Origin of the sequence: Paucibacter aquatile, assembly GCF_002885975.1 — a bacterium.
Taxonomy (GTDB): Bacteria; Pseudomonadota; Gammaproteobacteria; order Burkholderiales; family Burkholderiaceae_C; genus Paucibacter_A; species Paucibacter_A aquatilis.
Genome location: NZ_POSP01000003.1, coordinates 1513995 through 1537445, shown reverse-complemented (window position 1 = coordinate 1537445; position 23451 = coordinate 1513995). Strand labels below are relative to the sequence as shown.

Sequence of the window (23451 nt, the reverse complement as noted above, 5' to 3'; positions counted from 1 at the left end):
TATGAGCAGTTACGAATGCATCATCACCGCCGTGCACGGCGACGGCCCGCGCAAGACCGCCCTGATCACCCTGAACCGCCCCAAGGCCTTGAACGCGCTGAGCGATCCGCTGTTCGACGAGCTGGGCGAGGCCCTGCTGGCTTTTGATGCCGACGACAGCATCGGCTGCATCGTGCTGACCGGCTCCGAGCGTGCCTTCGCCGCCGGTGCCGACATCCCGACCCTGGCCCAGCACGACTTCCAGAGCGCCGTGCGCACCGACATGATCACGCGCAACTGGGAGCACATCCTGCGCGTGAAGAAGCCGGTAATCGCAGCCGTGGCCGGCTTCGCCCTGGGTGGCGGCTGCGAGCTGGCCATGATGTGCGACTTCATCATCGCGGCCGACACCGCCAAGTTCGGCCAGCCGGAAGTGAAGCTCGGCGTGACGCCGGGTGCCGGCGGTACCCAGCGCCTGCCGCGCGCCGTGGGCAAGGCCAAGGCCATGGACCTGCTGCTGACCGCCCGCATGATGGACGCGACCGAGGCCGAGCGCAGCGGCCTGGTCTCACGCGTGGTGCCGGCGGACAAGCTGCTGGAAGAAACCCTGGCGGCCGCCGAGGCCATCAACGGCTTCAGCGCCCCGGCCCTGCAGCTGATCAAGGAGCTGGTCAACCGCAGCTTCGAGAGCGGCTTGAAAGAGGGCGTCACCTCGGAGCGACGTGTTTTCCATGCGGTGTTTGGCACCGACGACCAGCGCGAGGGCATGGATGCGTTCTTGAACAAGCGGCCGCCAGTCTTCAAGCACGGCAAGCGCTGAACACCGGCGCTGAAATAAAAAAGGGGAGGCCATGGCCTCCCCTTCTTTTGATGCCCGTCGCTTGAGCGATCAGGCCTCGCGGCGCAGCGCCGGGAACAAGATGATGTCGCGGATGCTGGGCGAATCGGTGATCAACATCATCAGGCGGTCGATGCCGATGCCGCAGCCGCCGGTCGGGGGCATGCCGTATTCCAGGGCGCGAATGAAGTCGGCGTCAAAGAACATCGCTTCCTCGTCGCCGGCGTCCTTGTTGGCCACCTGGGCGTGGAAGCGGGCGGCCTGGTCTTCGGCGTCATTCAGCTCGGAGAAGCCATTGGCGTACTCGCGGCCGGTGATGAAGAGCTCGAAGCGCTCGGTGATCTTGGGGTTGCTGTCCGAGGCACGGGCCAGGGGCGAGACCTCGACGGGGTAGTCGATGATGAAGGTCGGCTGCCAGAGTTTCTCTTCCACAACGGCCTCGAACATGCCGAACTGCAGCTCGGGCAGGGTCCAGTGCTTGGGTGCTTCTTCGCCCAGGTCCTTGAGCTTGGCGCGCAGCAGCTCGGCGTCGTCGGCCTCGGCCTCGCTCAGGCCGGCATGCACGACCAGGGATTGGCGCACCGAGAGGCGAGCAAAGGGCTCGTCCAGATGCACGTCCTTGCCGGCGTAGCTGACGCGGGCATTGCCGGTGGCGGCGCGCGCGGCGTGGCGCAACACTTCCTCGGTGAAGTCCATCAGATCATGGTGCGTCCAGTAGGCCGCATAGAACTCCATCATCGTGAACTCGGGGTTGTGCCGGACCGAGATGCCTTCGTTGCGGAAGTTGCGGTTGATCTCGAACACGCGCTCGAAGCCGCCCACGATCAGGCGCTTGAGGTAGAGCTCGGGCGCGATGCGCAGGTACATCTCCTGGTCCAGCGCGTTGTGATGCGTGATGAAGGGCTTGGCGTTCGCGCCACCCGGGATCGGGTGCAGCATGGGCGTTTCCACTTCCAGGAAGCTGTGCTCGACCATGAAGCTGCGGATCGAGGACACGGCCTTGGAGCGGGCGATGAAGCGGGCGCGGGCGTGCTCGTCGGTGATCAGGTCGACATAGCGCTGGCGGTACTTCTGTTCCTGGTCGGCCATGCCGTGGAACTTGTCCGGCAAGGGGCGCAGGCTCTTGGTCAGCAGGCGCAAGGTGGTGACGCGCACCGACAGCTCGCCGGTCTTGGTCTTGAAGAGCTGGCCTTCGGCGCCGACGATGTCGCCCAGGTCCATGTGCTTGAAGGCGTCGTAGCTTTCCTCGCCGACCCCGTCCTTGGTGACGAAGAGCTGGATGCGGCCGGTCGCGTCTTGCAGGGTGCCGAAGGAGGCCTTGCCCATCACGCGCTTGAGCATCAGGCGGCCCGCCACCGAGACGGCCACGGCCTGCGGCTCCAGCGTTTCATTGTCCAGATCGCCATAACGCTGGTTCAGCGGCAGGGCGCGGTGCTGGGGTTTGAAATCGTTGGGGAAGGGGACGGCGGTCTTGGCACGCAGCGCGGCCAGTTTCTCGCGGCGTTCGGTGATCAGCTGGTTCTCGTCCTGGGCTGCAGGGGCGTGGTGCGGAGCGGGAGGGGTGTGCTGGGTCATCATCAACTCGTTGAATTTGCTCCGATTTTAGGCGCTTATCGAAGCGTGCTTTGATGCACCCTAGAATGTTGATCATTCGTAACCACAGGTACCCGATGTTCGGTGGCCTTCTCATGAGCGCAACATTTCCTATCCTGGACCGACCCATTCGATTTGCTTTGGTCGGCTGCGGCCGTATTGCCAAGAACCATTTCGAAGCTCTTGCCAAACATCGAGATCGTGCGGAATTGGTTGCGGTGTGTGACATCTTGCCCGAGGCTTTGGCTGCAGCAACGGCCGCGACAGGTGCTCAGGGTTTCAGCAGTTACACGCAGATGTTGGCCGAAGCTGAAGCAGACATCGTCGTGTTGACCACGCCCAGCGGCCTTCATCCTCTGCAAGCAATTGAGGCGGCTCGTGCAGGGTTTCACGTGCTGAGCGAGAAGCCGATGGCCACGAAATTTGAACAAGGCATGGCCATGGTTCAGGCTTGCCGTGACGCAGGGGTCAAGCTCTTTGTGGTGAAGCAAAATCGTTTGAATACCACCGTGCAATTGGTCCGCAAAGCTATCCAGCAAGGCCGTTTCGGCCGCATTTTTATGAGCACTGTGAATGTGTTCTGGACCCGCCCCCAAAGTTACTACGACGCAGCCAAATGGCGCGGTCGTTGGGACCTGGATGGTGGTGCCTTCATGAATCAAGCCAGTCACTATGTGGACCTCTTGGACTGGCTGGTCGGTCCCATCGACAGCGTGCATGCATACACGGCGACGTTAGATCGTGATATCGAAGCGGAAGACACAGGGGTACTCAGCGCGCGTCTTCGCCATGGAGGGCTCGCTTCCATCAATGTGACTATGTTGACCTACCCTCAAAATCTGGAAGGGTCGATCACCATTCTTGGTGAAAAGGGCACGGTGAAGATTGGCGGGACGGCAGTGAACAAGATCGAACACTGGCAGTTTTCCGATCCGCATCCGGACGATGAATTGATCAAAGCTGCGAGCTACGACACAGGCAGTGTCTATGGCTTTGGTCACCCGCTCTATTACGACAATGTGATCAAAACCCTGCGTGGCGAGGCCAGCGCTGAGGTCGACGGTTACGAGGGCTTGCGATCGCTTGAAGTCTTGGTGGCCGCTTATCGCAGCGCCAGGGATGGGCAGCGCGTCGGCCTTCCCCTGGTGTTTTGATCATGGCTTACTGGAAGCATGAAAGCGCCATCGTGGATGAGGGCGCTGAGTTGGGTGAAGGCACCAAGGTTTGGCATTTCGCGCACGTGAGTCCGGGCGCAAAAATTGGTGCTCGTTGCGCTTTGGGGCAAGGTGTGTACGTAGGCAACGACGTGCAAATTGGTGACAACGTCCGCATCCAAAATAATGTGTCGGTGTACGACGCCGTAACGCTTGAAGACGACGTGTTCTGCGGTCCGAGCATGGTGTTCACCAATGTGTACAACCCTCGTGCCGCCGTGGCGCGCAAGAACGAGTACCGCCGCACCCTCATCCGGCAAGGCGCGACCTTGGGTGCGAATTGCACCATTGTTTGTGGCAACACCGTGGGTCGGTATGCGTTTGTCGGAGCAGGCGCCGTCGTGCAAAAAGACATTCCAGACTTCGCGCTTGTTGTCGGGGTTCCGGCTCGGCGCATTGGTTGGATGAGTCGCTTTGGTGAGCGATTGGAGTTGCCCTTGCAAGGGTATGCCGAGACAACATGCCTGCATACGGGCGATCGCTATCTCTTGCGGGGCGACTCGTGTGAATTGGTTGAAGTGGGAAAAGATAAGCAATGAGCAATTTGCCGTTCATCGACCTCAAGGCTCAATACCTGGCCTTGAAGTCCAGCATTGATGCGCGTATCCAGGCTGTTCTGGATCATGGGCAGTACATCATGGGGCCGGAAGTTAAAGAGTTGGAAGAAAAACTCGCGGCCTACGTTGGCTCCAAGCACTGCGTCACCGTGTCGAGTGGTACTGAGGCTTTGCTGATCGCCCTCATGGCGCTGGATTTGAAGCCTGGAGATGAAGTCATCACCACGCCGTTCACATTTGCAGCTACGGCCGAGGTCATTGTGCTTCTCGGTGGCGTACCGGTGTTCGTTGATATTGAACCTGACACCTGCAATATCGATGTCACCAAGATAGAGGCGGCCATCACTTCACGCACACGCGCCATCATGCCTGTCAGCCTCTACGGGCAGGTGGCTGATATGGACGAGATCAATGCCATTGCAGCCCGTCACGGCAATTTGCCAGTGATCGAAGATGCTGCACAGAGTTTTGGTGCCAGCTACAAGGGCAAAAAGAGCTGTGGCCTGTCGACCTTTGGAGCCACCAGCTTTTTTCCGAGCAAGCCTTTGGGGTGCTATGGGGACGGTGGTGCTTTGTTCACGAATGATGACGCGCTCGCTCAAGCGGCCCGAGAAATTCGGGTACACGGTCAAAGTCAGCGTTACACCCACACGCGCTTGGGTGTAGGTGGGCGAATGGACACCTTGCAGTGCGCAGTCGTGCTGGCCAAACTTGAGCGCTTCGATTGGGAAATCGAGCAGCGTTTGCGTTTGGGTGATCGCTATCAGCATCTGCTGAGTGATTTGCCGGTTCAGCGTCTGGCCGTTCGACCGGATCGGAATTGCGTTTGGGCGCAGTTCACGGTCATCCTGAATGACCGCCCCAAGGTGCAGCAGGCTCTTCAGACTGCAGGCATCCCGACTGCGATCCACTACCCCCGCCCCTTGCACCTGCAGCCGGCATATCAGTCATACGGGCAAGGCCTGTCTCACCCGCACAGCGAGTTGGCAGGCCAGCGGGTGATGAGCTTGCCCATGAGCCCCGACCTTACCCAAGAGCAACAGGACCGAGTGGTCGCTGAGTTGGCCAAGGCCTTGAAGGTGTGACCGTCGCGAGATGCGCTCCGGGCTGCTGAGGTCCACCCTGACCCTGCTGGCCGGGGGCGTGCTCGCCCAGGCTCTGCCTTTGTTGCTGGGGCCTTGGCTGACGCGGATCTACAGCCCGGAGGAGTTTGGTCAGTTCGCCAGCTTGTGGGCGCTGGCGGCCAATTTGGCGGTGGTGGCCTGCGCCCGCTATGAGTTCGCCCTGCCGCTGGAGACCGAGGAGGCGGACGCTGCGGTCCTGATGGCTTTGTGTGCCCGGCTCTTGCTGGCCATGACTGGTGTGGCGGCGTTGGTGGGCTTGATCTTGGCTTGGCTCGCAGAGGCTGGGCAGGGCCCAGCCTTGCTTTTGCCGTTGGCGGTGCTGGCGGGCGGGCTGAGCCAGTGGCTCACGCTCTGGGCCAGCCGGGTAGGACGCTTCAGTGCCACGGCCCTGGCCCGCGTGCTGCAGTATGGCGGCGCAGCCCTGTTGCAGCTGGGTCTGGGTCTGCTGGCCTTCGGGGTTTGGGGCTTGCTGCTCGGCCCTATCGTCGCGGGCCTCGCCGCGGCCTTGGTCTTGGCCCGGCCGGCGCCGGCCGGGGGCTGGCAGATGTTGTGGCGCCAGCCCTGGGTGGAGCTGCGGGCCATGGCGCGACGCCATCGCGAGTTCCCTCTGCTCAACACGCCCCATGCCTTTGCCGGGGCCTTGCAGGACAGCCTGGCGCTGTTTTTGTTGGTGTGGTGGCTCGGTGATGCCTCGGCCGGCTTTTGGGCCTTGGCCTTGCGCTATCTGAAGGCGCCGGCGGGTTTGGTGGGCAGTGCCTTGTCGCAGCCGCTGTACACCCGCTTGGTGGCCTTGCAGACCGTCGAACAGGCGCGTCAGCTGGTACAGCGCCTTCTGCTGCTGCTGCTGGCCCTCGGCTTGAGTTTGGCGGTGCTGCTGATGGTCTGGGGGCCGGACCTGTTCGTCTGGCTGTTCGGCGAGCGCTGGCGCGAGGCCGGGCAATTGGCCCGCGCGCTGGCGCCCTATATCGCCCTGCATTTCGTTGCCTCGCCGCTGTCGGTGGCCACACTGGCCTGGGGTCAGCAGGCCTGGGCGCTGCGTCTGGCGCTGTGGGGGCAGTTGGCCTTTGCCCTGGGCTTAGGCCTGGGCCTGTTCTGGGGCGGCTTGATCGGCGCGGCCTGGGGGGTGTCTGCGATGATGTCGGCCTACTTCATGTACTTTTTCCTGGCCTTGCCCGCCCGCGCCGCCGTGGTTCCGGCGCGTGCGAGCTTGAGTTGAGCCCTTCGCCCGTTTTGTTCCGCCGTCCTGCTTGCTTGATCGAGAGATGAACCGACCTTCCCCGTACCCTGACACCTTGCCTGCTGCGCCCCTGTGGCGGCGCGCCTGGCAGCCGCTCAAGCTGCTGGCTTCGCGCCTGTGGGGCACGCGCATGGTCTGGGGCTTTGTGCGCGGTGACGGAGTCTTTCTGCCCAACACCCGCATCAGCAACACCAGCGAGGTGTTCGACCGGCCGGCGCTGGATGTGGGCGACCATGTGTTCATCGGCCACTTCAGCGTGCTCGATGCCAGTGGCGGGCTGCACATCGGCGAGGGCTGCCAGATCGGCTTTTTCACCGGCTTGTTCAGCCATTCCAGCCATGCCGCCATCCGCCTGTATGGCCGGGCCTATGTCAGCACGCCCGAGAAGCAGGCCTATTTCAAGGCGCCGGTCTCGCTCGGCCCTTATTGTTTTGTCGGCGCCCATGCCACGCTGCTGCCCGGCACCCGGCTGGGCAAGGGCTGCATCGTGTCGGCCTACTCGCTGGTCAGCGGTGAGTTCCCGGATTTCGCCATCATCGCGGGCAACCCGGCCCAGCAGGTGGGTGACACGCGGCGCATGGATGCGCGTCTGTTGGCCCAGCACCCGGAGCTGCAGCCGCATTACCTGGCCTGGGCCGGCGCCTTGCCGAGCGCCGTCGACGAGGTGTCGGCGTGAGTGAGTTGAAGGCCTTGCGCCTGGTCTTGATCGGTGATGGCGAGAGCCCGCACCTGCTGAAATGGGCGCGGGCGCTGGCGCCGCAGGTGGAGCTGTGGGCGGCCTCTTCGCGGGGCTTTCTGCCCGACTTCGAGGCCGTGCTGCCGGCGGCGCGGCGCTATGCGATGAACACCGACCCGGCGCATGCCGGCGGCAATGTGGCCTTGCTGAAGCAGCTGCCGGCGCTGGCGGAATGGCTGGCCCGTGTCGATGCCGATTGGCTGCATGCCCATTACCTGACCTCGCACGGCACCCTGGCCTGGATGGCCCGGCGCGGCTGGCGCCTGCGCGCCCGCATCGCGGGCTCGGCCTGGGGCAGTGACATCCTCGTCACGCCCGAGCAGAGCTGGCCTTACCGCTGGCTCACCCGCAAGGTCTTGAAGGCCTGCAGCGTGTGCACCTCTGATTCGCAGCACATGACGGCCCGGATGAAGGACTTGGGGGCAGGGGAGGTGATGACCTTTCCCTTCGGCCTGGAAGCCATGCCCAAGCCGCCGGCTCGCAAGCAGCCCTGGCTGTTTTTTGCCAACCGGGGGCTGGAGCCCATTTACCGGCCCGAACGTGTGATCGACACCTTCGCGGCCATTGCCAGGCAGCAGCCGGAGGCCCAGCTGGTGATCGCCAACGACGGCTCGCTGCGTGCGGCCTTGGAGGCTCAAGCACGGGCCCTGGGCGCCGATCTGGCCGAGCGCATCCAGTTCGTTGGTCGCCTGGACGCCAAGCGCCAGGCCGAGCAGTACGCCCGCGCCCGCTGGTATCTGAGCCTGCCCCAGAGTGACTCGGTGGCGGTGTCGGTGCTGGAGGCCATGGCCCATGGCTGCGTGCCAGTGCTCTCGGATCTGCCCGCCAACCACGAGCTGCTGCCAGAGCCTGGCCGCGGCCTGATCCTGGACCCAGAGAACGAGGCCGCACGCGAAGCCTTGCCAGGCCGTTTGCTGGCGCTGGACACCGCTGCGGCGGCAGCCGCCAACCGCGACTGGGTGGCCCGCCATGGCTTGTTTGCACCGGCGGTGCAGCGCTTCCTGACCCGATTGAAAGAACTGTCTGCCCCGTGAAGATCCTGCTCATCAACCATTACGCCGGCTCACCGCAGCACGGCATGGAGTTCCGCCCCTTCTACCTGGCGCGGGAATGGGTGCGCATGGGCCACCAGGTGCTGATCCTGGGTTCGGTGAAATCGCATGTGCGCGCCACCGAGCCTCAGCCGGGCGTGCAGATCATCGACGGCGTGCACTACTGCTGGTATGACACGCCCGAGTACCAAGGCAATGGGCTGGGGCGCTTGCGCAATATCGGGTCTTTTTGCCGGCAGGTCTGGGGCGATGGCAAGAATCTGGCCGAGGGTTTCCAGCCCGATGCGGTGATCGCGTCCAGCACTTACCCCATGGACATCTGGGTGGCGCGCAAGATTGCGAGTCTGGCCCGTGCGCAGCTGGTCTACGAGGTGCACGACCTCTGGCCCCTGTCGCCGATCGAGCTTTCGGGCATGTCGCCGTACCATCCCTTTGCCATGCTTTGCCAGAAGGCCGAGAACGACGCCTACCGCGATGCCGATGTGGTGGTCTCCATGCTGCCCAAGGTGCATGAGCACATGGCCGCCCATGGCCTGGATCTGCGCAAGCTGCACATCGTGCCCAATGGCATTGCGCTGGATGAGTGGTCCGACACGGCGCCGCCCGCGCCGCTGCAGGGCGAGCTGGCCGCGCACCTGGATGCTTTGGCGGCGCAGGGCCAGCTGGTGCTGGGCTATGCGGGCTCGCACGGCCTGCCCAATGCGCTCGATGTGCTGCTCGACGCCGCCCGCCTGCTGCAGCAGGCGCCCGCGGGCAGCCCGGCTCGGCGCGTGGCCATCGTCATGGTCGGTGGCGGCCACGAGAAGGCCCGCCTGCAGGCCCGCGTGGCGGCCGAGGGCCTGAGCCAGGTGCGCTGTTTCGATGCCATCCCCAAGGCCCAGATCCCCGCCTTGCTGGCTCGCTTTGACATCGCCTACATCGGCTGGCAACGCACGCCGATCTACCGATTCGGCATCGCACCCAACAAGCTGATGGACTACATGATGGCGCGACGGCCGGTGCTGCATTCGGTGGAGGCCGGCAACGACCCGGTGCGCGAAGCCGGCGCCGGCTTGACCGTGCCACCCGAGGACGCGCAGGCGGTGGCCGATGGCGTGTTGCGCCTGGCGGCGCTGAGCGCTGCGGAGCGCGCCGCCATGGGCGAGCGTGGCCGTGCTTTTGTGTTGGCCGAGCACAGCTATCCGGTCCTGGCGAGGCGCTTTTTAGCGGCTCTGTCCGCTCTGGCGCCGAAGGCTGAGGGCGAGGGGCCACGGCCATGATCCAGCGCCAGACCGAACTCGACGCCATCGCCCAGCGTTACCAGCGCCGTGCCACGGCCGGCCTGGGCGATCGCTACAGCCTGCTGCGGCCCGAGGTCTGGCAGATGCTGCAGGAGCGCCAGCGCGCCTTGCTGCGTGAGCTGGCGGTGCGGCCCGGCGCCGTGGCCGACTGGCGGCTGACCGAGGTGGGCTGCGGCGCCGGTGGCAATTTGCTGGAGTTTTTGCGTCTGGGCCTGCGGCCCGAGCATCTGCAGGGCGTCGAGTTGCTGCCCGAGCGGCACGCCGCTGCGCGCGAGTTTCTGCCCGCGGCGCTGCAGCTGCACCAGGGCGATGCCTCGGCGGCGGCTATCGAGGCACAGAGCCAGGACTTGATCCTGCAGTCCACGGTGTTCTCCTCGATTCTGAGCGACAGCGTGCAGCAGGCTGTGGCCCAGGCCATGTGGCGCTGGCTCAAGCCGGGCGGCGCCGTGCTCTGGTACGACTTCATCGTCGACAATCCACGCAATGCCGATGTGCGCGGCGTGCCGCTGGCGCGTGTGCGGGCCCTGTTCCCTGAGGCGGAGTCCATCCGCTGGCAACGCCTGACCCTGGCGCCGCCGCTGGCGCGCTGGGTCTGCCGCCTGCATCCGCAGGCCTACAGCTGGTTCAACAGCATCCCCTGGCTGCGCACCCATGTGCTGGCTGTGATCGAGAAGAAAACGTCGTCTGTCTGAAATGTCCGCCATGAGTGAGTCGCCCCTGCCGTTCCTGCCCTTTGCCTTGCCCGAAATTGGTGAGGACGAGATCCATGAGGTGGTGGACACCTTGCGCTCCGGCTGGGTGACCACCGGCCCCAAGGCCAAGCGCTTCGAGCAGGACTTCGCTGCCTTCCTTGGCGAGCCCGAGATCGAGTGCATCGCCGTCAACTCCGCCACCGCCGGCCTGCATCTGGCGCTGGAGGCCATGGGTATCGGCCCCGGCGATGAAGTCATCACCACCACCCACACCTTCACCGCCACCGCCGAGGTGGTGCGTTATCTCGGTGCGGACGTGGTGCTGGTGGACATCGACCCCGCAACCCTCAATATCGACCCTCGCCTGGTTGAGGCCGCCATCACGCCCCGCACCCGCTGCATCATTCCGGTGCATTACGCCGGCCTGGCGGTGGACATGATTGCCATCCTGGACATCGCCCGCAAGCACGGTCTGCGCGTGCTGGAAGACGCCGCCCATGCCCTGCCCACCACGCTGGAGAAGGAGCTGATCGGCACCATGGGCAGCGATGCCACGGTGTTCAGCTTCTACGCCAACAAGACCATGACCACGGGCGAGGGAGGCATGCTGGTGACGCGCAATGCCGAGCTGGCCAAGCGGGCCAAGGTCATGCGCCTGCATGGCATGAATCGCGATGCCTTTGACCGCTTCACTGCCAAGGTCCCGAGCTGGTATTACGAGATCGTGGCCCCGGGCTTCAAGTACAACCTGACCGATATCGCAGCGGCATTGGGCATCCACCAGCTCAAGCGCATCCAGGCCTTCCAGGCGCGGCGCGAGCAGATTGCTGCGGCGTACAACGAGGCCTTTGCGGACCTGCCTTTGATCTTGCCGCCCAAGGCGGTCGAGGGTGATGTGCACAGCTGGCATCTCTACGTGCTGCGCCTCAGCGATGCGGCCAAGATCGAACGTGATGCCTTCATCGAGGCCATGTTCGCCGCCGGCATTGGCTGCAGCGTGCACTACATCCCCTTGCATCTGCAGCCTTACTGGCGCGATCGCTACGGCCTGGCGCCCGAGCAGTTCCCGCATTCGCAAAAGGCCTACGAGCGCAGCTTCAGCATCCCGCTCTACACCGCCATGAGCGATGCCGATGTGCAGCGCGTGATTGCGGCCGTCCGCCGCATCGCCCTCGCTTGAACGCCTCGCTGGACCGGATGCTTCACCACCATGGCCAAGCGCTTGTTTGATGTGTTCTGCGCGGGCCTGGGGCTGCTGCTCCTGTCGCCGCTGTGGATCCTGGTGGCGATCTGGATCAAGCTCGATTCGCCGGGCCCGGTGCTGTTCCGGCAGGAGCGGGTGGGGCGCTTTGGCAAACCGTTCTCCATCCACAAATTCCGCAGCATGCGGGTGGATGCGCCGGCCTTGGGCCCGCAGATCACGGTCGGGGATGACCCGCGCATCACACGCAGCGGCCGTTTTTTGCGTGCCAGCAAGATCGATGAATTGCCGCAGCTCTGGGATGTGTTTCGCGGCGCCATGAGCCTGGTTGGGCCCCGGCCCGAGGTGCCACGCTATGTGGCGCTGTACACACCGGAGCAGCGTGAGCTGGTGCTGTCGGTGCGGCCGGGCATCACCGACCCCGCGTCATTGCAGTTCCGCCATGAGAGCGAGATCCTGGCGCGTGCGGCCGACCCGGAGCGCGAGTATGTCGAGGTCATCCTGCCCGCCAAGCTGCGGATCGCGGGCGACTATGTGCGCGACGCCAGCGTCTGGGGTGATCTGCGCCTGATCCTGGCCACGCTCGGCGCTCTGCGCCACTGAAGCCGATCTTCGGCCTCTGCTGAATTGCCCTGCCCACCACAACAAAAAGAAACAGAACCCCTGCCATGAACTGGTTGTCCCTCGATGCCTTCCTGACCCGCATCCGGCCACAGCGTGAGGCCCTGGCCTTGCTGCTGGACCTGGCCGTGGTTGCTCTGGCCTGGCAGGCCACCTACCTGTTCCGTTTGGGTTTTGAGCGCTGGTTCAGTGCGCGCCCGGGCTATGACCACTGGGTGCTGCTCGGCTTTGTGCTGCTCTATGCCCTGGTGCTCAAGGGCCTCAAGGTGCCCAAGGGCATGTGGCGTTTCTCGGGATTTGGTGAGGTTCAGCGCCTGGCCCTGGCCTGCCTGATCGCCGGCCTGATCGGCGCCACCCTGGTCTTGATGGCCCAACTCAGCAAGGTGCCTCGTGCGGTGCTGGCTTTGCATCCACTCTTTGCGCTGATGGGCCTGGCCATGCTGCGCATGGGCTATCGCATGCTCTACGAGCACATGCGCAGCCGCATCAGCGGCAGCGCTCAGGAACAGCGTCGCGCCTTGGTCATGGGCGCGGGCGATGCCGGGCGCCTGCTGGTGGCCGGCATCCAGCACAGCCAGGGTTGGGTGGTGGTGGGCTATCTGGACGATGCGCCCGAGAAGCGGGGCGCGCGTGTCGGCGGCGTCCCGGTGCTGGGCGGTCTTGAGCAGGTCAAGCAATTCTCCGAACTGCACGGCATCACCCACCTGATCGTGGCCATGCCCGCGGCGAGCACGGCCCAACGCCGCCGCGCCCTGGACCTGGCGGCTCAGGCCGGCCTGCCGGTGCTGACCGTGCCCAGCAGCCAGGAACTGCTGGCCGGTCGCAACGTCGATCAGGTGCGCGACATCGAGCCCGAGGATCTGCTGGGGCGAGAGCCCGTGGAATTGGACGAAGGCGGCATCAGCGAATGCCTGAACGGCAAGGTGGTCCTGATCACCGGCGCGGGCGGCTCCATCGGCTCCGAGCTGTGCCGGCAAGTGGCCCGTTATGGCCCCTCGAGGATCGTCCTGTACGAACTCTCAGAGTTCGCGCTCTACACCATCGAACAGGAACTGGGCGAGAAGTTCCCCCACATCCCCTTGGTTCGCCTCGTCGGCGACGTGAAGGATCTGGAGCATCTGCGCTACGTCTTCGGCAAGTACAAGCCCCAAATCGTCTTTCATGCCGCTGCCTACAAGCACGTGCCGCTGATGGAAGAAGAAAACGCGTGGGCCTGCTTGCGCAACAACACCCTGGGCACCTACCGCGCGGCATCGGCGGCAATAGAGTTCGAAGCAGAGCGATTTGTGCTGATCTCTACCGACAAGGCGGTCAATCCGACGAATGTGATGGGCGCTAGCAAACGCGCCTCCGAGATGGTGCTATCAAGCTTCGCGGCCCGTGGCGGCGCCACCAAGTTGACGGCGGTGCGTTTCGGCAATGTGCTGGGTTCTAGTGGCAGTGTAATTCCCAAGTTCAAGGAGCAACTCACCACCGGTGGCCCGCTGACAGTGACGCACCCCGACATTACTCGCTACTTCATGACTATCCCGGAAGCAGCTGGGCTGGTGCTGCAGGCGGCTTCGATGGCCGATAACGGCCAAGTCTACGTACTGGACATGGGCGAGCCGGTCAAGATTGTCGACCTAGCTCGTAACTTGTTGCGAATGAGCGGCCATGCCGAAACGCGTATCGCCTTCACTGGATTGCGCCCCGGCGAGAAGCTCTACGAGGAGCTGCTCGCCGACGCCGACGAAACTCTGTCCTCGCCGCATCCGCGGCTGCGCATCGCGCGGCTGCATGATCGCGGTTCGGAAGCCTGGTTGGCCGAGTTGCTGACCTGGCTGATGGTGGGCCGTGACCCAGGCGATTCGCGTGATACGCGGCTGAGGCTGCGTCACTTTGTCAGCGAGTACCAGCCGCGGTGAGAGCGCTTCGCCGTTGCCGGCTCGGCGCACCGGCAACATCCGCAAGGTAGACTGCGGGCCGCTGCGAACCGCCTGATCCCCTGTTGCGGGGACATGTCGCCCTCTCGATCGGAGCCGTATCAGCAGTCAAGGGCAGTAATTTTCGAGAATCAATATGAGTTATCAAAATCAGGAAGAGAAGGTCGTTGCCGTTGTCGGCCTCGGTTATGTCGGCCTTCCGCTCGCTGTCGAGTTCGGTAAGCGCCGCGCTGTCATCGGCTTCGACATCAACGCCAAGCGCGTCGCGGAGCTCCAGGGCGGGCAGGACCACACGCTCGAGTGCAGCCCGGAAGAGTTAGCCGAAGCCGGCCGCCTGACCTACACCGACCGCCTCGACGATTTGAGGCAGGCGCGGGTGTTCATCGTCACTGTGCCGACCCCGGTCGACCAGGCCAATCGCCCCGACATGACGCCGCTGGTCAAGGCCAGCGAGACCGTGGGCAAGGTACTCAAGCGCGGCGACATCGTGATCTACGAATCGACCGTGTACCCCGGTGCCACCGAGGAAGTTTGCGTGCCCATCCTGGAGCGCGTCAGCGGCTTGAAGTTCAACGTTGACATCTTCTGCGGCTACAGCCCCGAGCGCATCAACCCGGGCGACAAGGAACACCGCCTGCCGACCATCAAGAAGGTCACCAGCGGCAGCACGCCTGCGATCGCCGACGAAGTGGACGCGCTGTACGCTTCGATCATTGTCGCGGGCACCCACAAGGCCAGCAGCATCAAGGTGGCCGAAGCCGCCAAGGTGATCGAGAACACCCAGCGCGACGTGAACATCGCGCTGATGAATGAGCTGAGCCTGATCTTCCACAGGCTGGGTATCGACACGCACGAGGTGCTGATCGCCGCCGGCACGAAGTGGAACTTCCTGCCCTTCCGTCCGGGGCTGGTCGGCGGCCACTGCATCGGCGTCGACCCGTACTACCTGACGCACAAGGCGCAGGAGGTCGGCTACCACCCCGAGGTGATCCTGGCTGGCCGGCGCATCAACGACAGCATGGCCCGTCACGTCGCCGACGAGACCGTCAAGCTGATGCTGCGCAAGAACAAGCCGGTCCTGGGCGGCAAGGTGCTGGTGCTGGGTCTGACCTTCAAGGAAAACTGCCCCGACGTGCGCAACACGAAGGTGGTGGACATCGTCCGTGCGCTGCAGCAGTACAACACCGGCGTGGATATCTACGACCCGTGGATCGATCTGGCCGAGGCCGAGCATGAGTACGGCGTGCAGTGCCTGGCCGAGATGCCGGCATCGGGCACGTACGACGCGATCGTGCTGGCCGTGGGCCACCACCAGTTCGCGACGCTTGGCGAGCAGGGCATCAAGGCGCTGGGCAAGCCCGACGCGGTGCTGTTCGACGTCAAGGGCCTGCTGCCCCTGGGCGCCGCCGACGGCCGCTTGTGATCGCGGCAAGGGCAGACGCATGACCCGTTATGACGATACGCGCGCCACGCTGCGGGCCACACCGCGCACCTGGTTGATCACCGGCGTGGCCGGCTTCATCGGCAGCAACCTGCTGGAGACGCTGCTGACGCTGGATCAGACCGTGGTGGGCCTGGACAACTTCGCCACCGGACACCAGCGCAACCTCGACGAGGTGCGCGGCCTGGTGAGCGCGAGCCAGTGGGCGCGATTCCGCTTTATCGAAGGCGACATCCGCGACGAGCAGACCTGCCGCGACGCGTGCGCCGGCGTGGATTACGTGCTGCATCAGGCTGCGCTGGGCTCGGTGCCCCGCAGCCTGGCCGACCCGATCACGACCAACGCGGCCAACGTCACCGGCTTCCTGAACATGCTCGTCGCCGCGCGCGACGGGCAGGTCCAGAGCTTCACCTACGCGGCCAGCAGCAGCACCTATGGGGATCACCCGGCGTTGCCCAAGGTCGAAGAGAACATCGGCAACCCGCTGTCGCCCTACGCGGTGACGAAGTACGTGAACGAGTTGTACGCGGACGTCTTCGCCCGCAGCTACGGCTTCACGACGGTCGGCCTGCGTTATTTCAACGTGTTCGGCCGCCGGCAGGATCCCAACGGCGCCTATGCCGCGGTGATCCCGAAGTGGGCTGCGGCGCTGATCGACGGCGAGACCGTGTTCATCAACGGCGACGGCGAAACTAGCCGGGATTTCTGCTACGTGGCAAACGCGGTGCAGGCGAATATCCTGGCCGCTACCGTCGAAGATATATCGGCACGCAGTCAGGTCTACAACGTCGCGGTAGGCGATCGCACATCATTAAACCAACTGTTTGATCTTCTTCGAGATGGTCTGCTTGCGGAAGGTGTCGACAGTAAGGCTCGGCCGGTTTATCGTGACTTTCGTGCTGGCGATGTGCTGCATAGCCAAGCTGATATCGGCAAGGCGCGACGGCTGCTCGGCTATGAGCCCACTCACCTTCTCAAGGAGGGGCTGGACGAATCTTTGTCTTGGTACGTTAGGAATCGCTGACTGTGTTCGCCCGCTACCGCCAGCCATGGTGGGCGACCTGAGTCATAAACACCCTAGAATTGATCTAGGAGATTGTTGGTCCGTGCCAATTAGTTTCTGTCTCGGCCGAGCACGGCTGCCCATTGCCGCATTCGGCATTTCATTTGTTGGGGTGGCTTTCGCGTGCAATCTCAGCAATAGCCTTGCGGTAATGCTGGATGACCAGGGTTTCGTCGAATTCGCGCTGCATCTTGAGGCGTCCAGCAGCGCCCATTGCGGCGCGAGCTTCATCGCTGAGAAGAAGCATTTGTTCTAGTTTTGCCGCCAAGTCGGCGGCATCTGCTACTCGGCAAAGCAGACCGTTTTCCCCATGCGCAACGACCTCGCGGCAACCAACGGCGTCGGTAGCCACAATCGGCTTCGCCATAGCTGCTGCTTCAAGGAGCGTTCGTGGCGTACCTTCACGATATGACGGCAGCACCACGCAATCTGCAGCAGCGATTTCTGCGCGGACGTCCTTGCGTGTTCCTAGATATGTCACCAAGCCGTCCCTAACCCACTCGTCCACTTGTTGGCGGGATATCGCCGCCGGGTTGTCATAATCGGCAGCTCCTAGGAGTGCGAAATCAACGTTATGGTGTCTACGTCCAAGTTCTCTGGCTGCTTCAACGAACTCCACTACACCCTTGTCTCGCAACATCCGGCCAATCAGCAAGAACCGAAATGGTTCATTCGCTCGTTTTCTTGTTTCCGGCTGAAAGCGTTTGAGATTAATGCCGGAGCCAGGCAAAAGACCAGTCTGCTTCACATCGACTAAACGTTCGGTTACGAATAGGTCACGGTCCGTCGCGTTCTGAAAGAACACACGATCCGAAGTTCGCAAGGCGTGGCGGTAAAGAATTTTCACGACAACCGTTAGGAGGCTTTTGGAAATAAATGCAGCGCCGAGCCCAGCTACGTTGTTAATCACGGGAATGCCGGTAGCTTTCGCTGCGATTGATCCGTAGATGTTGGGTTTAGCTGTATAGCTGAGCAAAATGTCCGGGCGCTCTGCGCGAAAGTACCCTTTCATTCGTGAAAGCAGACGCAAGTCTTCGATTGGATTCGTGCCGCCATTAGGCATGGGCATATCGACAAACTGGCATCCGAGTGCAACCAGTTCATTGGCAAACGAGTCGCGTGGCGCCAGTGCGATCACTTGGTGACCGTCTTGCAGTAGCGCCTCGATCAAGCCTCGCCGGAAATTGAGAATGTTCCAGGCGGTATTAATACAAATGACGATCTTCATCAGAGGAAAGTAGCCAGCCGCTTAGCTCACGCCAGTTCACTTCGGGTGCTGGAATTGGTGATCCATAAAGTTGCCCTCTGCGTGAGTAAAAGCCGCGAATAGCCCAAGAGGAGAGGAGTATGTGGTACGGCGCTTCGTTGCCAAAGCGCTCAGGGTGGGCCCAGATACCGTTTGCAGCAACCGGCATTCCTTCTAGGTCTAGCGCCATCCAAGGAGTGATTGAGTCTACCAGCAGCCATCCCTTGCTTGTTCGAACTTCAACTGCAGCATGGCTAGGGTGCCCTCTGCGGAACATTGCGCTCATAAAGGGCTGATTTTGACGATAGAGAAAGAACACGCGGCGAGTCTCTAGTTTGTGCAAGGAGAGTCCCTTTTCTATCGTTCGACTCAACTCATAGCAGGCCCCTCTGCCTCTTTGCAATAACTCTGCTGGTTCCACGGCATGACCCTGTGGAGGCGTGGCCCCATCGACCTTGATGACGCGCAACACATTTTGCTGAACGGAACGGATATGGACTAATTCCTCCTCATAAGTCGCGGCTCTATTTGTAGGGGTCATTCCCATACTCGCTAATGCCCTGCGGTCCGCATCAGTCATGTCCTTGGGGACGTTCATAGCCCATCCTACGGCCGCCATGGCGGTAACCAGGGTAACCAGCCACAGTGAGACTAGGCGCCACTTGACTGTCCGTACGGAATTTAAATGGATCAACATGTGAGCGGTGAACTCTGCGCACTAAGTCCTTAACGAGCTTGCCGCCAAGCTTGCAGTGACAAGATGGGCCAAAGTTGTTCGGTCATGTTGCGCCGACCTTCGAGGTGTATGCGCCAAGCACTGATCACGCGTGCGCCGTCAAGGCCCGGCACTTCTCGCAAAGAGTGCTCAGAAAGCAGATGCTCAGCCCAAGGCCGCAGTGGCCCACGTAACCAAGCAGCCAACGGTAACGCAAAGCCCATTTTTGGTCGTTCCATCAGCGAACGAGGGACGTGCCGGTCCAGCAATCGCCTCAACAACCATTTGCTCTGCCCGTCACGGATCTTGTAGTTCATTGGGAGAGACCATGCGAACTCGTAGACACGGTGATCCAAGAAAGGAATGCGCCCCTCCAATGAAACACCCATGCAAGCCCGATCCACCTTGTGGAGGATATCCCCCGGCAAGTAGTTAACGGTGTCCATGAGCATCATGGACTCGACGGCGCCAAGGCCATGCCGCATTTGGATAGCTTGGTGCTGACGATCGTAACCAATCATTGGAGAAGGGTGCCAGAAGGACACAGCGCCGTGATATAAGTCCTCCGCATGGCGTGCACCCAGCACCCGAATCGCTTTCGTAGCCTTATCGGGAAAATTACTGATGCCAGCTCTATTACTAGCGATCGCGTGATACCCCTTGCCTAGGTTTTCCAGAGTGGTATGCGATGCACAAGCCAGGATTTGTGCTGCACCTCGCCTTAATGGTCCCGGTATACGCTGAAGCTTCCGCCAAGTTGAGTTTGCGAACATGTAACGGTTGTAGCCCGCAAAGAGTTCGTCGCCCGCATCGCCTGACAACGAAACTGCGACATGCTGCCGCGCCAGCTTAGCGACCAAATAGGTAGGAATCTGGGACGAATCACCAAACGGCTCGCTGTATATTTCAGGAAGCTTAGGAATAATGTCCAAGGCTTCCTGGTCACTAAGATAGTGTTCCGTATGCTCTGTGCCAAGGTGTCGCGCCACCTCGCGCGCGAACGGGGCCTCATTGTGCGCCGCTTCGTGAAACCCGATCGTAAAGGTCCTGACTCGCTTTGGGGAACGGCGGGCCATCATCGCCACCACTGTCGTGGAGTCGATACCTCCAGACAGGAATGCACCCAGAGGGACGTCGGCAACCATCTGGTCTTCGATTGCGCGCCCCAGTACCGCATCTAGTGCGTCAATTGCATCTGTATCGTTGCCTTTGAACGGGTTCTGACGCGCTTGAAGCGCCGCGGCAATTGGGTCCCAGTAAGATCGAACGGTCATTGCGCCACTGGCAAGATCCAGTTCTAGAAGGGACGCTGGCGACAACTGGTGAACTTTTTCGTAAATTGTTTCTGGCGCTCCGATATAGCCGAACTGAAGAAGGCCGCCAATGGCGACTGGATTGAGTGAGGTATTGAATCCGGGAACGGTGGTAATCGCCGAAAGCTCTGAAGCGAACACAAAACGGTGATTTTTTCCCTGACCGGAAATGCCGTAGTACAGCGGCTTCTCGCCAAATCTGTCTCGTGCAAGATACAGGCGTCCTTCCTGCCGATCAAGCAACGCAAACGAAAACATTCCGACACAACGGGAAAGTGCTGCCTGTATGCCCCAGGCTTCAATGGCGGCGATCAACGTCTCTGTGTCGGAATGTCCACGCCAAACCGGCGCACGATTTTGCTGAGTTAGAGATTCTCGAATCTCATGATGATTATAGATTTCACCATTGTAGGTGATGACATAACGTTCGCCAGGTGAAATCATGGGCTGATGGCCGGCGCTCGAGAGCTCAACAATCGCCAGGCGACGGTGACCTAAGGCGACGCCCAAATGACGATCAAACCACGCGCCCTGCGAATCCGGTCCACGACGAGCGATACGGTCGAGTTGCCCCAACAGAATCGCCTCTGCTGATTCGAACGAGTCCCGGTTTAGTGCTGTAAAGCCAGCGATTCCGCACATATAGATATTTAGCTGAGCGAAGAACGGAGGTTGAGGGGGTGACCTGGATCGGTCCGCATTGCTGCCAAATGCATGAAGTGCATAAGCATCAAAACAAGGTAGAACAAACGATAGTTCTTCATGAAATCACCGGTTCCCAGCATCAAGAAAAATGCCAGCAGCGTCGCAATAGCAGCCCAGCGATGAATCGGCTTCGATGCCTTGATGGCCAGCAGTGCCATAGGAGCCATGAACAGCCCGTAGAGCAAGAGTGCAGCCGGAATGCCGTAATTGAGAGGCCACGACGCCAACTGTGAGTCGACCACGTCGAGGCCAAGCGCGCGCCCAGGACCGACACCCAAAACTGGCGAATCATGAATAAATCTCAAGGCGTTGTCGATAAGTTCGAACCTGATGTTTGCTGTGTTGACCTGACCCAGATCACCCCCTTGAAGAGCAACTACCAACTCACTGACTCTGCTAAAGCCCCCAAAGGTATCGGCAAGTTGGCCGGCGGCGGCAACCGCAGCACCATGAATTACCAAAAAGAAGGCAATCCGCTTTCCACTTGTAGCCGAATGAAACAGAAATTCAAAATAACCAAGCAATAGCAACGGTGTTGCAGCAATGTAGCCTGAGCGAGAGCCGGTCAGAATGATTGCAAGCAGAGTCAGGGCCGCGAATCGGATGGATCTGTCGAAAAACAGGAAATAGGCGAGCATGAGTGTAAAGACTAATGCTGCAAAATTTGGGTTGGCGAATGGTATGCCAATCCGAATATGATTGATGGCGTATTGCACTTTGGCGTCGCGGTAAATCGCCAAGACGAGATCAATTAGAAAGGGTAACTCGAAAACTAGGACGATGGTGCAGCCAATGTTGAGAAGAACGCAGAACTTCATCAGCTTGCTAACGGCCTCTAAATGGCGGCTCTCCATACAGGCACCTATGTGCAGTGCCAAAGGAATGAAGAACAAGAAGCGTACGAGGTCGACCAAGTCACCGTTGTCGAGTGGAATGCCGACCGCGGCGTGACCATATATCGCGCTGAGACACCCTGAAAACGTGAGAGCCGTTAGGGTGAGAAGCCAAATAATTGGCGGGATAGCTGCCGTGGCTTGATTTGGGCGCCTTGCGAACAAAATCGCAAGACCACCCGCGAGTAATTGAACTGCCAACCACAACCATTCCAAAGTCCAGCTGAAAAGGTGGCCTGGAACAAATAGTGCAAGAGCGATGAGTGACAGATCGCCAAACTTGCGACTTGACTTTGGTAACGAAACTCCAGCCTTCAACACGAAGCCTGCCTTCCCGTGGATGCTGCGCTCTTGTCATAAATGGTTGCGCCCGGAATGATGTAATCCTTGGCGCTCCGCATTGCAATGACACGAGCAGGCACTCCGCCAAGAGTGACGCCTTCCGTTTCACATGATTTGTTCACTACAGCTTGAGCCGCGATGGCAACTCCGTCGGCAATTCGAATGGCGCCGAAAAGTTTGGCGCCTGGCCCGATGTAACAGTTGTCTCCTAAGGTTGGTGCCGAGTTTTGCGTACCAGCTGCAGTGCCAATATTCACGCCCGAATGGATTCGACAGTTCTCGCCAATTCGTGAATTAGGGTTAATGATTATTGGCCCGCGATGAGCGATGCTCAACCCGGCGGCGAACACGAAAGGTGGAATCTCAAAATTAAGTCTGATTGATTGCTTGTAGTATCGGTAATGCCAGTAACTGCGCGCCAAGGTCGCAAAAAAGCCTCGCTTCTTGAGCCAATACTCGTAGTGGCGTAGGATGATCTGGTATTTCCAGATGTCATCGCCAATCAGGCGCGGACGAGTCCTCTTCTCCCCGCGCGACAGGCGATCTGCTTCCAGCATGCGAACTAAATCGTGCCTTTCCATAGTGGGTCTAGGCGGAAATCAGAGTTGACAAAATAGTCTCGGATGTATGCCCTTCGCCGTAGGGATTGAAGTCGGCATGCCCGGCTCGCCCGTAGCACCTCAAGGCTCGGTCGGCGATAGGGTCTATGGACACGTCGATCAAGGTATTCCAGCCATGATCAACCAACTCCTTCCACTCCGTCTGGTCGCGAAGCGTGGCACATGGCACCTTAAAGAAAAACGCTTCCTTCTGGACACCACCTGAATCGGTCAAAATGAGCTGAGCATTGCGCTCGAGTTGCAACATCTCCAAATAGCCTAAGGGCTCAGTCAGGTAAACCTGCTTGTGCTCACAAAGCCGTTTCAGCGTAGCGTCGTCCAACTTGCCACGTGTCCGCGGGTGTAAGGGAAGGACCACAGGATGTGCGTCCGCCAGCTCAAGAATGCCATCCATGATTCGCCCCAGCCTCTGCGGAGCGTCGGTGTTCTCCTGGCGGTGGATTGTGGCCAGCACGTACGCCCTTGTTTGGTGAACCTCGCGTAGTTCAGCGCTCAACAAAGCGGCGTTGTCAGGGCTATTGCCATAGTGCAATGCTGCGTCGTACATGATGTCGCCAACGTCATGTACATTGGTCACTATTCCTTCACGTTGGAGGTTTTCTACTGCGGTTCGTGTCGGACAAAACAAGTAGTTTGCGAGATGGTCAGTGAGTACCCGATTGATCTCTTCCGGCATGGCTCGGTTGAAAGAACGCAGGCCGGCTTCGACATGCGCCAACGGAATTCCAAACTTCGACGCACAAACGGCGGCGGCCAAAGTGGAATTGGTATCTCCATAAACAAGGACCAAGTCAGGCCTCTCGACCTGCAAAACAGGGTCCAAAGCAATCATCATACGGCCCGTCATGTCGCCATGAGTGCCGCCCGAGACACCCAAAGAGTGCTGAGGGCGCTGAATGTCCAGCTGCTGAAAGAACACGTCCGACATTTGAGCGTCGTGATGCTGGCCGGTATGGACTAGCACCTCCGACATATCGTTTCGTGCTCGAATCGCACGATTGAGCATGGCAGCCTTGATGAACTGCGGGCGAGCACCAACAATGGTCAATATCTTCATGATTCAG

The 23451-nt window shown here is 61.1% G+C and carries 21 protein-coding genes; 14 read left to right on the top strand and 7 right to left on the bottom strand.

The genetic code is table 11. From position 1 onward, the window contains the following. The first annotated feature begins 1 nt into the window (after window position 1). Window positions 2–799, top strand: coding sequence for an enoyl-CoA hydratase (locus tag C1O66_RS09820; protein ID WP_102767712.1), 798 nt, complete (start codon window positions 2–4; stop codon window positions 797–799). A gap of 69 nt (window positions 800–868) precedes the next feature. On the opposite strand, the gene lysS is transcribed toward C1O66_RS09820, so the two are convergent. Then, complete coding sequence (lysS, locus tag C1O66_RS09815; RefSeq protein WP_102767711.1) at window positions 869–2395, bottom strand: lysine--tRNA ligase; 1527 nt, start codon at window positions 2393–2395, stop codon at window positions 869–871. A gap of 110 nt (window positions 2396–2505) precedes the next feature. Here lysS and C1O66_RS09810 point away from each other — a divergent pair, with 110 nt between their 5' ends. From C1O66_RS09810 to C1O66_RS09750, 13 genes are all read left to right on the top strand, one after another. Beyond that, window positions 2506–3564 carry a Gfo/Idh/MocA family protein gene (locus C1O66_RS09810; RefSeq protein WP_102769576.1) on the top strand — a complete coding sequence of 353 codons (1059 nt, stop codon included), beginning with the start codon at window positions 2506–2508 and terminating at the stop codon, window positions 3562–3564. Window positions 3565–3566: 2 nt separating this feature from the next. Further along, window positions 3567–4163 (top strand): acyltransferase, encoded by a 597-nt coding sequence (locus C1O66_RS09805; RefSeq protein ID WP_102767710.1) that lies wholly within the window; start codon window positions 3567–3569, stop codon window positions 4161–4163. 5 nt (window positions 4164–4168) lie between these two features. Beyond that, window positions 4169–5266, top strand: a complete 1098-nt coding sequence (locus C1O66_RS09800; protein ID WP_102769575.1) for a DegT/DnrJ/EryC1/StrS family aminotransferase — start codon at window positions 4169–4171, stop codon at window positions 5264–5266. A gap of 10 nt (window positions 5267–5276) precedes the next feature. After that, entirely contained in the window at window positions 5277–6521 is a 1245-nt protein-coding gene (locus C1O66_RS09795) for a lipopolysaccharide biosynthesis protein (RefSeq protein WP_102767709.1), read from the top strand. A gap of 46 nt (window positions 6522–6567) precedes the next feature. Beyond that, window positions 6568–7218 carry an acyltransferase gene (locus C1O66_RS09790; protein WP_102767708.1) on the top strand — a complete coding sequence of 217 codons (651 nt, stop codon included), beginning with the start codon at window positions 6568–6570 and terminating at the stop codon, window positions 7216–7218. Next, entirely contained in the window at window positions 7215–8312 is a 1098-nt protein-coding gene (locus tag C1O66_RS09785) for a glycosyltransferase (protein ID WP_243392761.1), read from the top strand. Before C1O66_RS09790 ends, C1O66_RS09785 begins: the two co-directional genes overlap by 4 nt. Continuing rightward, window positions 8309–9589: a glycosyltransferase family 4 protein gene (locus C1O66_RS09780; RefSeq protein ID WP_102767706.1), complete on the top strand. Its 1281-nt coding sequence runs from the start codon at window positions 8309–8311 to the stop codon at window positions 9587–9589. Before C1O66_RS09785 ends, C1O66_RS09780 begins: the two co-directional genes overlap by 4 nt. Further along, window positions 9586–10302: a class I SAM-dependent methyltransferase gene (locus C1O66_RS09775; protein WP_102767705.1), complete on the top strand. Its 717-nt coding sequence runs from the start codon at window positions 9586–9588 to the stop codon at window positions 10300–10302. The genes C1O66_RS09780 and C1O66_RS09775 overlap by 4 nt, the downstream gene beginning before the upstream one ends. Window positions 10303–10312: 10 nt before the next feature. Next, entirely contained in the window at window positions 10313–11482 is a 1170-nt protein-coding gene (locus C1O66_RS09770) for a DegT/DnrJ/EryC1/StrS family aminotransferase (RefSeq protein ID WP_102769574.1), read from the top strand. A 30-nt stretch (window positions 11483–11512) separates the two neighbouring features. Continuing rightward, window positions 11513–12106 (top strand): sugar transferase, encoded by a 594-nt coding sequence (locus tag C1O66_RS09765; protein WP_102767704.1) that lies wholly within the window; start codon window positions 11513–11515, stop codon window positions 12104–12106. Window positions 12107–12171: 65 nt separating this feature from the next. Then, window positions 12172–14031: a polysaccharide biosynthesis protein gene (locus tag C1O66_RS24605; protein WP_102767703.1), complete on the top strand. Its 1860-nt coding sequence runs from the start codon at window positions 12172–12174 to the stop codon at window positions 14029–14031. A 154-nt stretch (window positions 14032–14185) separates the two neighbouring features. After that, window positions 14186–15472: a Vi polysaccharide biosynthesis UDP-N-acetylglucosamine C-6 dehydrogenase TviB gene (gene tviB, locus C1O66_RS09755; RefSeq protein WP_102767702.1), complete on the top strand. Its 1287-nt coding sequence runs from the start codon at window positions 14186–14188 to the stop codon at window positions 15470–15472. 19 nt (window positions 15473–15491) lie between these two features. After that, window positions 15492–16514 carry an NAD-dependent epimerase/dehydratase family protein gene (locus tag C1O66_RS09750; protein ID WP_102767701.1) on the top strand — a complete coding sequence of 341 codons (1023 nt, stop codon included), beginning with the start codon at window positions 15492–15494 and terminating at the stop codon, window positions 16512–16514. A 139-nt stretch (window positions 16515–16653) separates the two neighbouring features. On the opposite strand, the gene C1O66_RS09745 is transcribed toward C1O66_RS09750, so the two are convergent. From C1O66_RS09745 to wecB, 6 genes are all read right to left on the bottom strand, one after another. Beyond that, window positions 16654–17781: a glycosyltransferase family 4 protein gene (locus C1O66_RS09745; protein WP_102767700.1), complete on the bottom strand. Its 1128-nt coding sequence runs from the start codon at window positions 17779–17781 to the stop codon at window positions 16654–16656. Next, window positions 17759–18397, bottom strand: coding sequence for a hypothetical protein (locus tag C1O66_RS23655; protein ID WP_133155158.1), 639 nt, complete (start codon window positions 18395–18397; stop codon window positions 17759–17761). Before C1O66_RS23655 ends, C1O66_RS09745 begins: the two co-directional genes overlap by 23 nt. A gap of 128 nt (window positions 18398–18525) precedes the next feature. Further along, on the bottom strand, window positions 18526–20469 hold the full coding sequence (asnB, locus tag C1O66_RS09740) for an asparagine synthase (glutamine-hydrolyzing) (RefSeq protein ID WP_102767699.1): 1944 nt from the start codon (window positions 20467–20469) through the stop codon (window positions 18526–18528). Between the two features lie 8 nt (window positions 20470–20477). Continuing rightward, window positions 20478–21746 (bottom strand): O-antigen ligase family protein, encoded by a 1269-nt coding sequence (locus tag C1O66_RS09735; RefSeq protein ID WP_133155157.1) that lies wholly within the window; start codon window positions 21744–21746, stop codon window positions 20478–20480. Continuing rightward, the gene (locus C1O66_RS09730; protein ID WP_243392760.1) at window positions 21740–22324 is read right to left on the bottom strand and encodes a serine O-acetyltransferase; all 585 of its coding nucleotides are present in this window, start codon (window positions 22322–22324) and stop codon (window positions 21740–21742) included. Before C1O66_RS09730 ends, C1O66_RS09735 begins: the two co-directional genes overlap by 7 nt. A gap of 31 nt (window positions 22325–22355) precedes the next feature. After that, the gene (wecB, locus tag C1O66_RS09725; RefSeq protein WP_102767696.1) at window positions 22356–23444 is read right to left on the bottom strand and encodes a non-hydrolyzing UDP-N-acetylglucosamine 2-epimerase; all 1089 of its coding nucleotides are present in this window, start codon (window positions 23442–23444) and stop codon (window positions 22356–22358) included. Window positions 23445–23451 lie beyond the last annotated feature (7 nt).

Bases quoted from the DNA above. Each gene is read 5' to 3' on its own strand.
- C1O66_RS09775 (WP_102767705.1), top strand. From the start codon at position 9,586: ATGATCCAGCGCCAGACCGAACTCGACGCCATCGCCCAGCGTTACCAG.
- C1O66_RS09790 (WP_102767708.1), top strand. From the start codon at position 6,568: ATGAACCGACCTTCCCCGTACCCTGACACCTTGCCTGCTGCGCCCCTG.
- C1O66_RS09745 (WP_102767700.1), bottom strand. From the start codon at position 17,781: ATGAAGATCGTCATTTGTATTAATACCGCCTGGAACATTCTCAATTTC.
- C1O66_RS09750 (WP_102767701.1), top strand. From the start codon at position 15,492: ATGACCCGTTATGACGATACGCGCGCCACGCTGCGGGCCACACCGCGC.
- wecB (WP_102767696.1), bottom strand. From the start codon at position 23,444: ATGAAGATATTGACCATTGTTGGTGCTCGCCCGCAGTTCATCAAGGCT.
- lysS (WP_102767711.1), bottom strand. From the start codon at position 2,395: ATGATGACCCAGCACACCCCTCCCGCTCCGCACCACGCCCCTGCAGCC.
- C1O66_RS09810 (WP_102769576.1), top strand. From the start codon at position 2,506: ATGAGCGCAACATTTCCTATCCTGGACCGACCCATTCGATTTGCTTTG.
- C1O66_RS09770 (WP_102769574.1), top strand. From the start codon at position 10,313: ATGAGTGAGTCGCCCCTGCCGTTCCTGCCCTTTGCCTTGCCCGAAATT.
- C1O66_RS09795 (WP_102767709.1), top strand. From the start codon at position 5,277: ATGCGCTCCGGGCTGCTGAGGTCCACCCTGACCCTGCTGGCCGGGGGC.
- C1O66_RS24605 (WP_102767703.1), top strand. From the start codon at position 12,172: ATGAACTGGTTGTCCCTCGATGCCTTCCTGACCCGCATCCGGCCACAG.
- asnB (WP_102767699.1), bottom strand. From the start codon at position 20,469: ATGTGCGGAATCGCTGGCTTTACAGCACTAAACCGGGACTCGTTCGAA.
- C1O66_RS09820 (WP_102767712.1), top strand. From the start codon at position 2: ATGAGCAGTTACGAATGCATCATCACCGCCGTGCACGGCGACGGCCCG.
- C1O66_RS09730 (WP_243392760.1), bottom strand. From the start codon at position 22,324: ATGCTGGAAGCAGATCGCCTGTCGCGCGGGGAGAAGAGGACTCGTCCG.
- C1O66_RS09805 (WP_102767710.1), top strand. From the start codon at position 3,567: ATGGCTTACTGGAAGCATGAAAGCGCCATCGTGGATGAGGGCGCTGAG.
- tviB (WP_102767702.1), top strand. From the start codon at position 14,186: ATGAGTTATCAAAATCAGGAAGAGAAGGTCGTTGCCGTTGTCGGCCTC.
- C1O66_RS09765 (WP_102767704.1), top strand. From the start codon at position 11,513: ATGGCCAAGCGCTTGTTTGATGTGTTCTGCGCGGGCCTGGGGCTGCTG.
- C1O66_RS23655 (WP_133155158.1), bottom strand. From the start codon at position 18,397: ATGAACGTCCCCAAGGACATGACTGATGCGGACCGCAGGGCATTAGCG.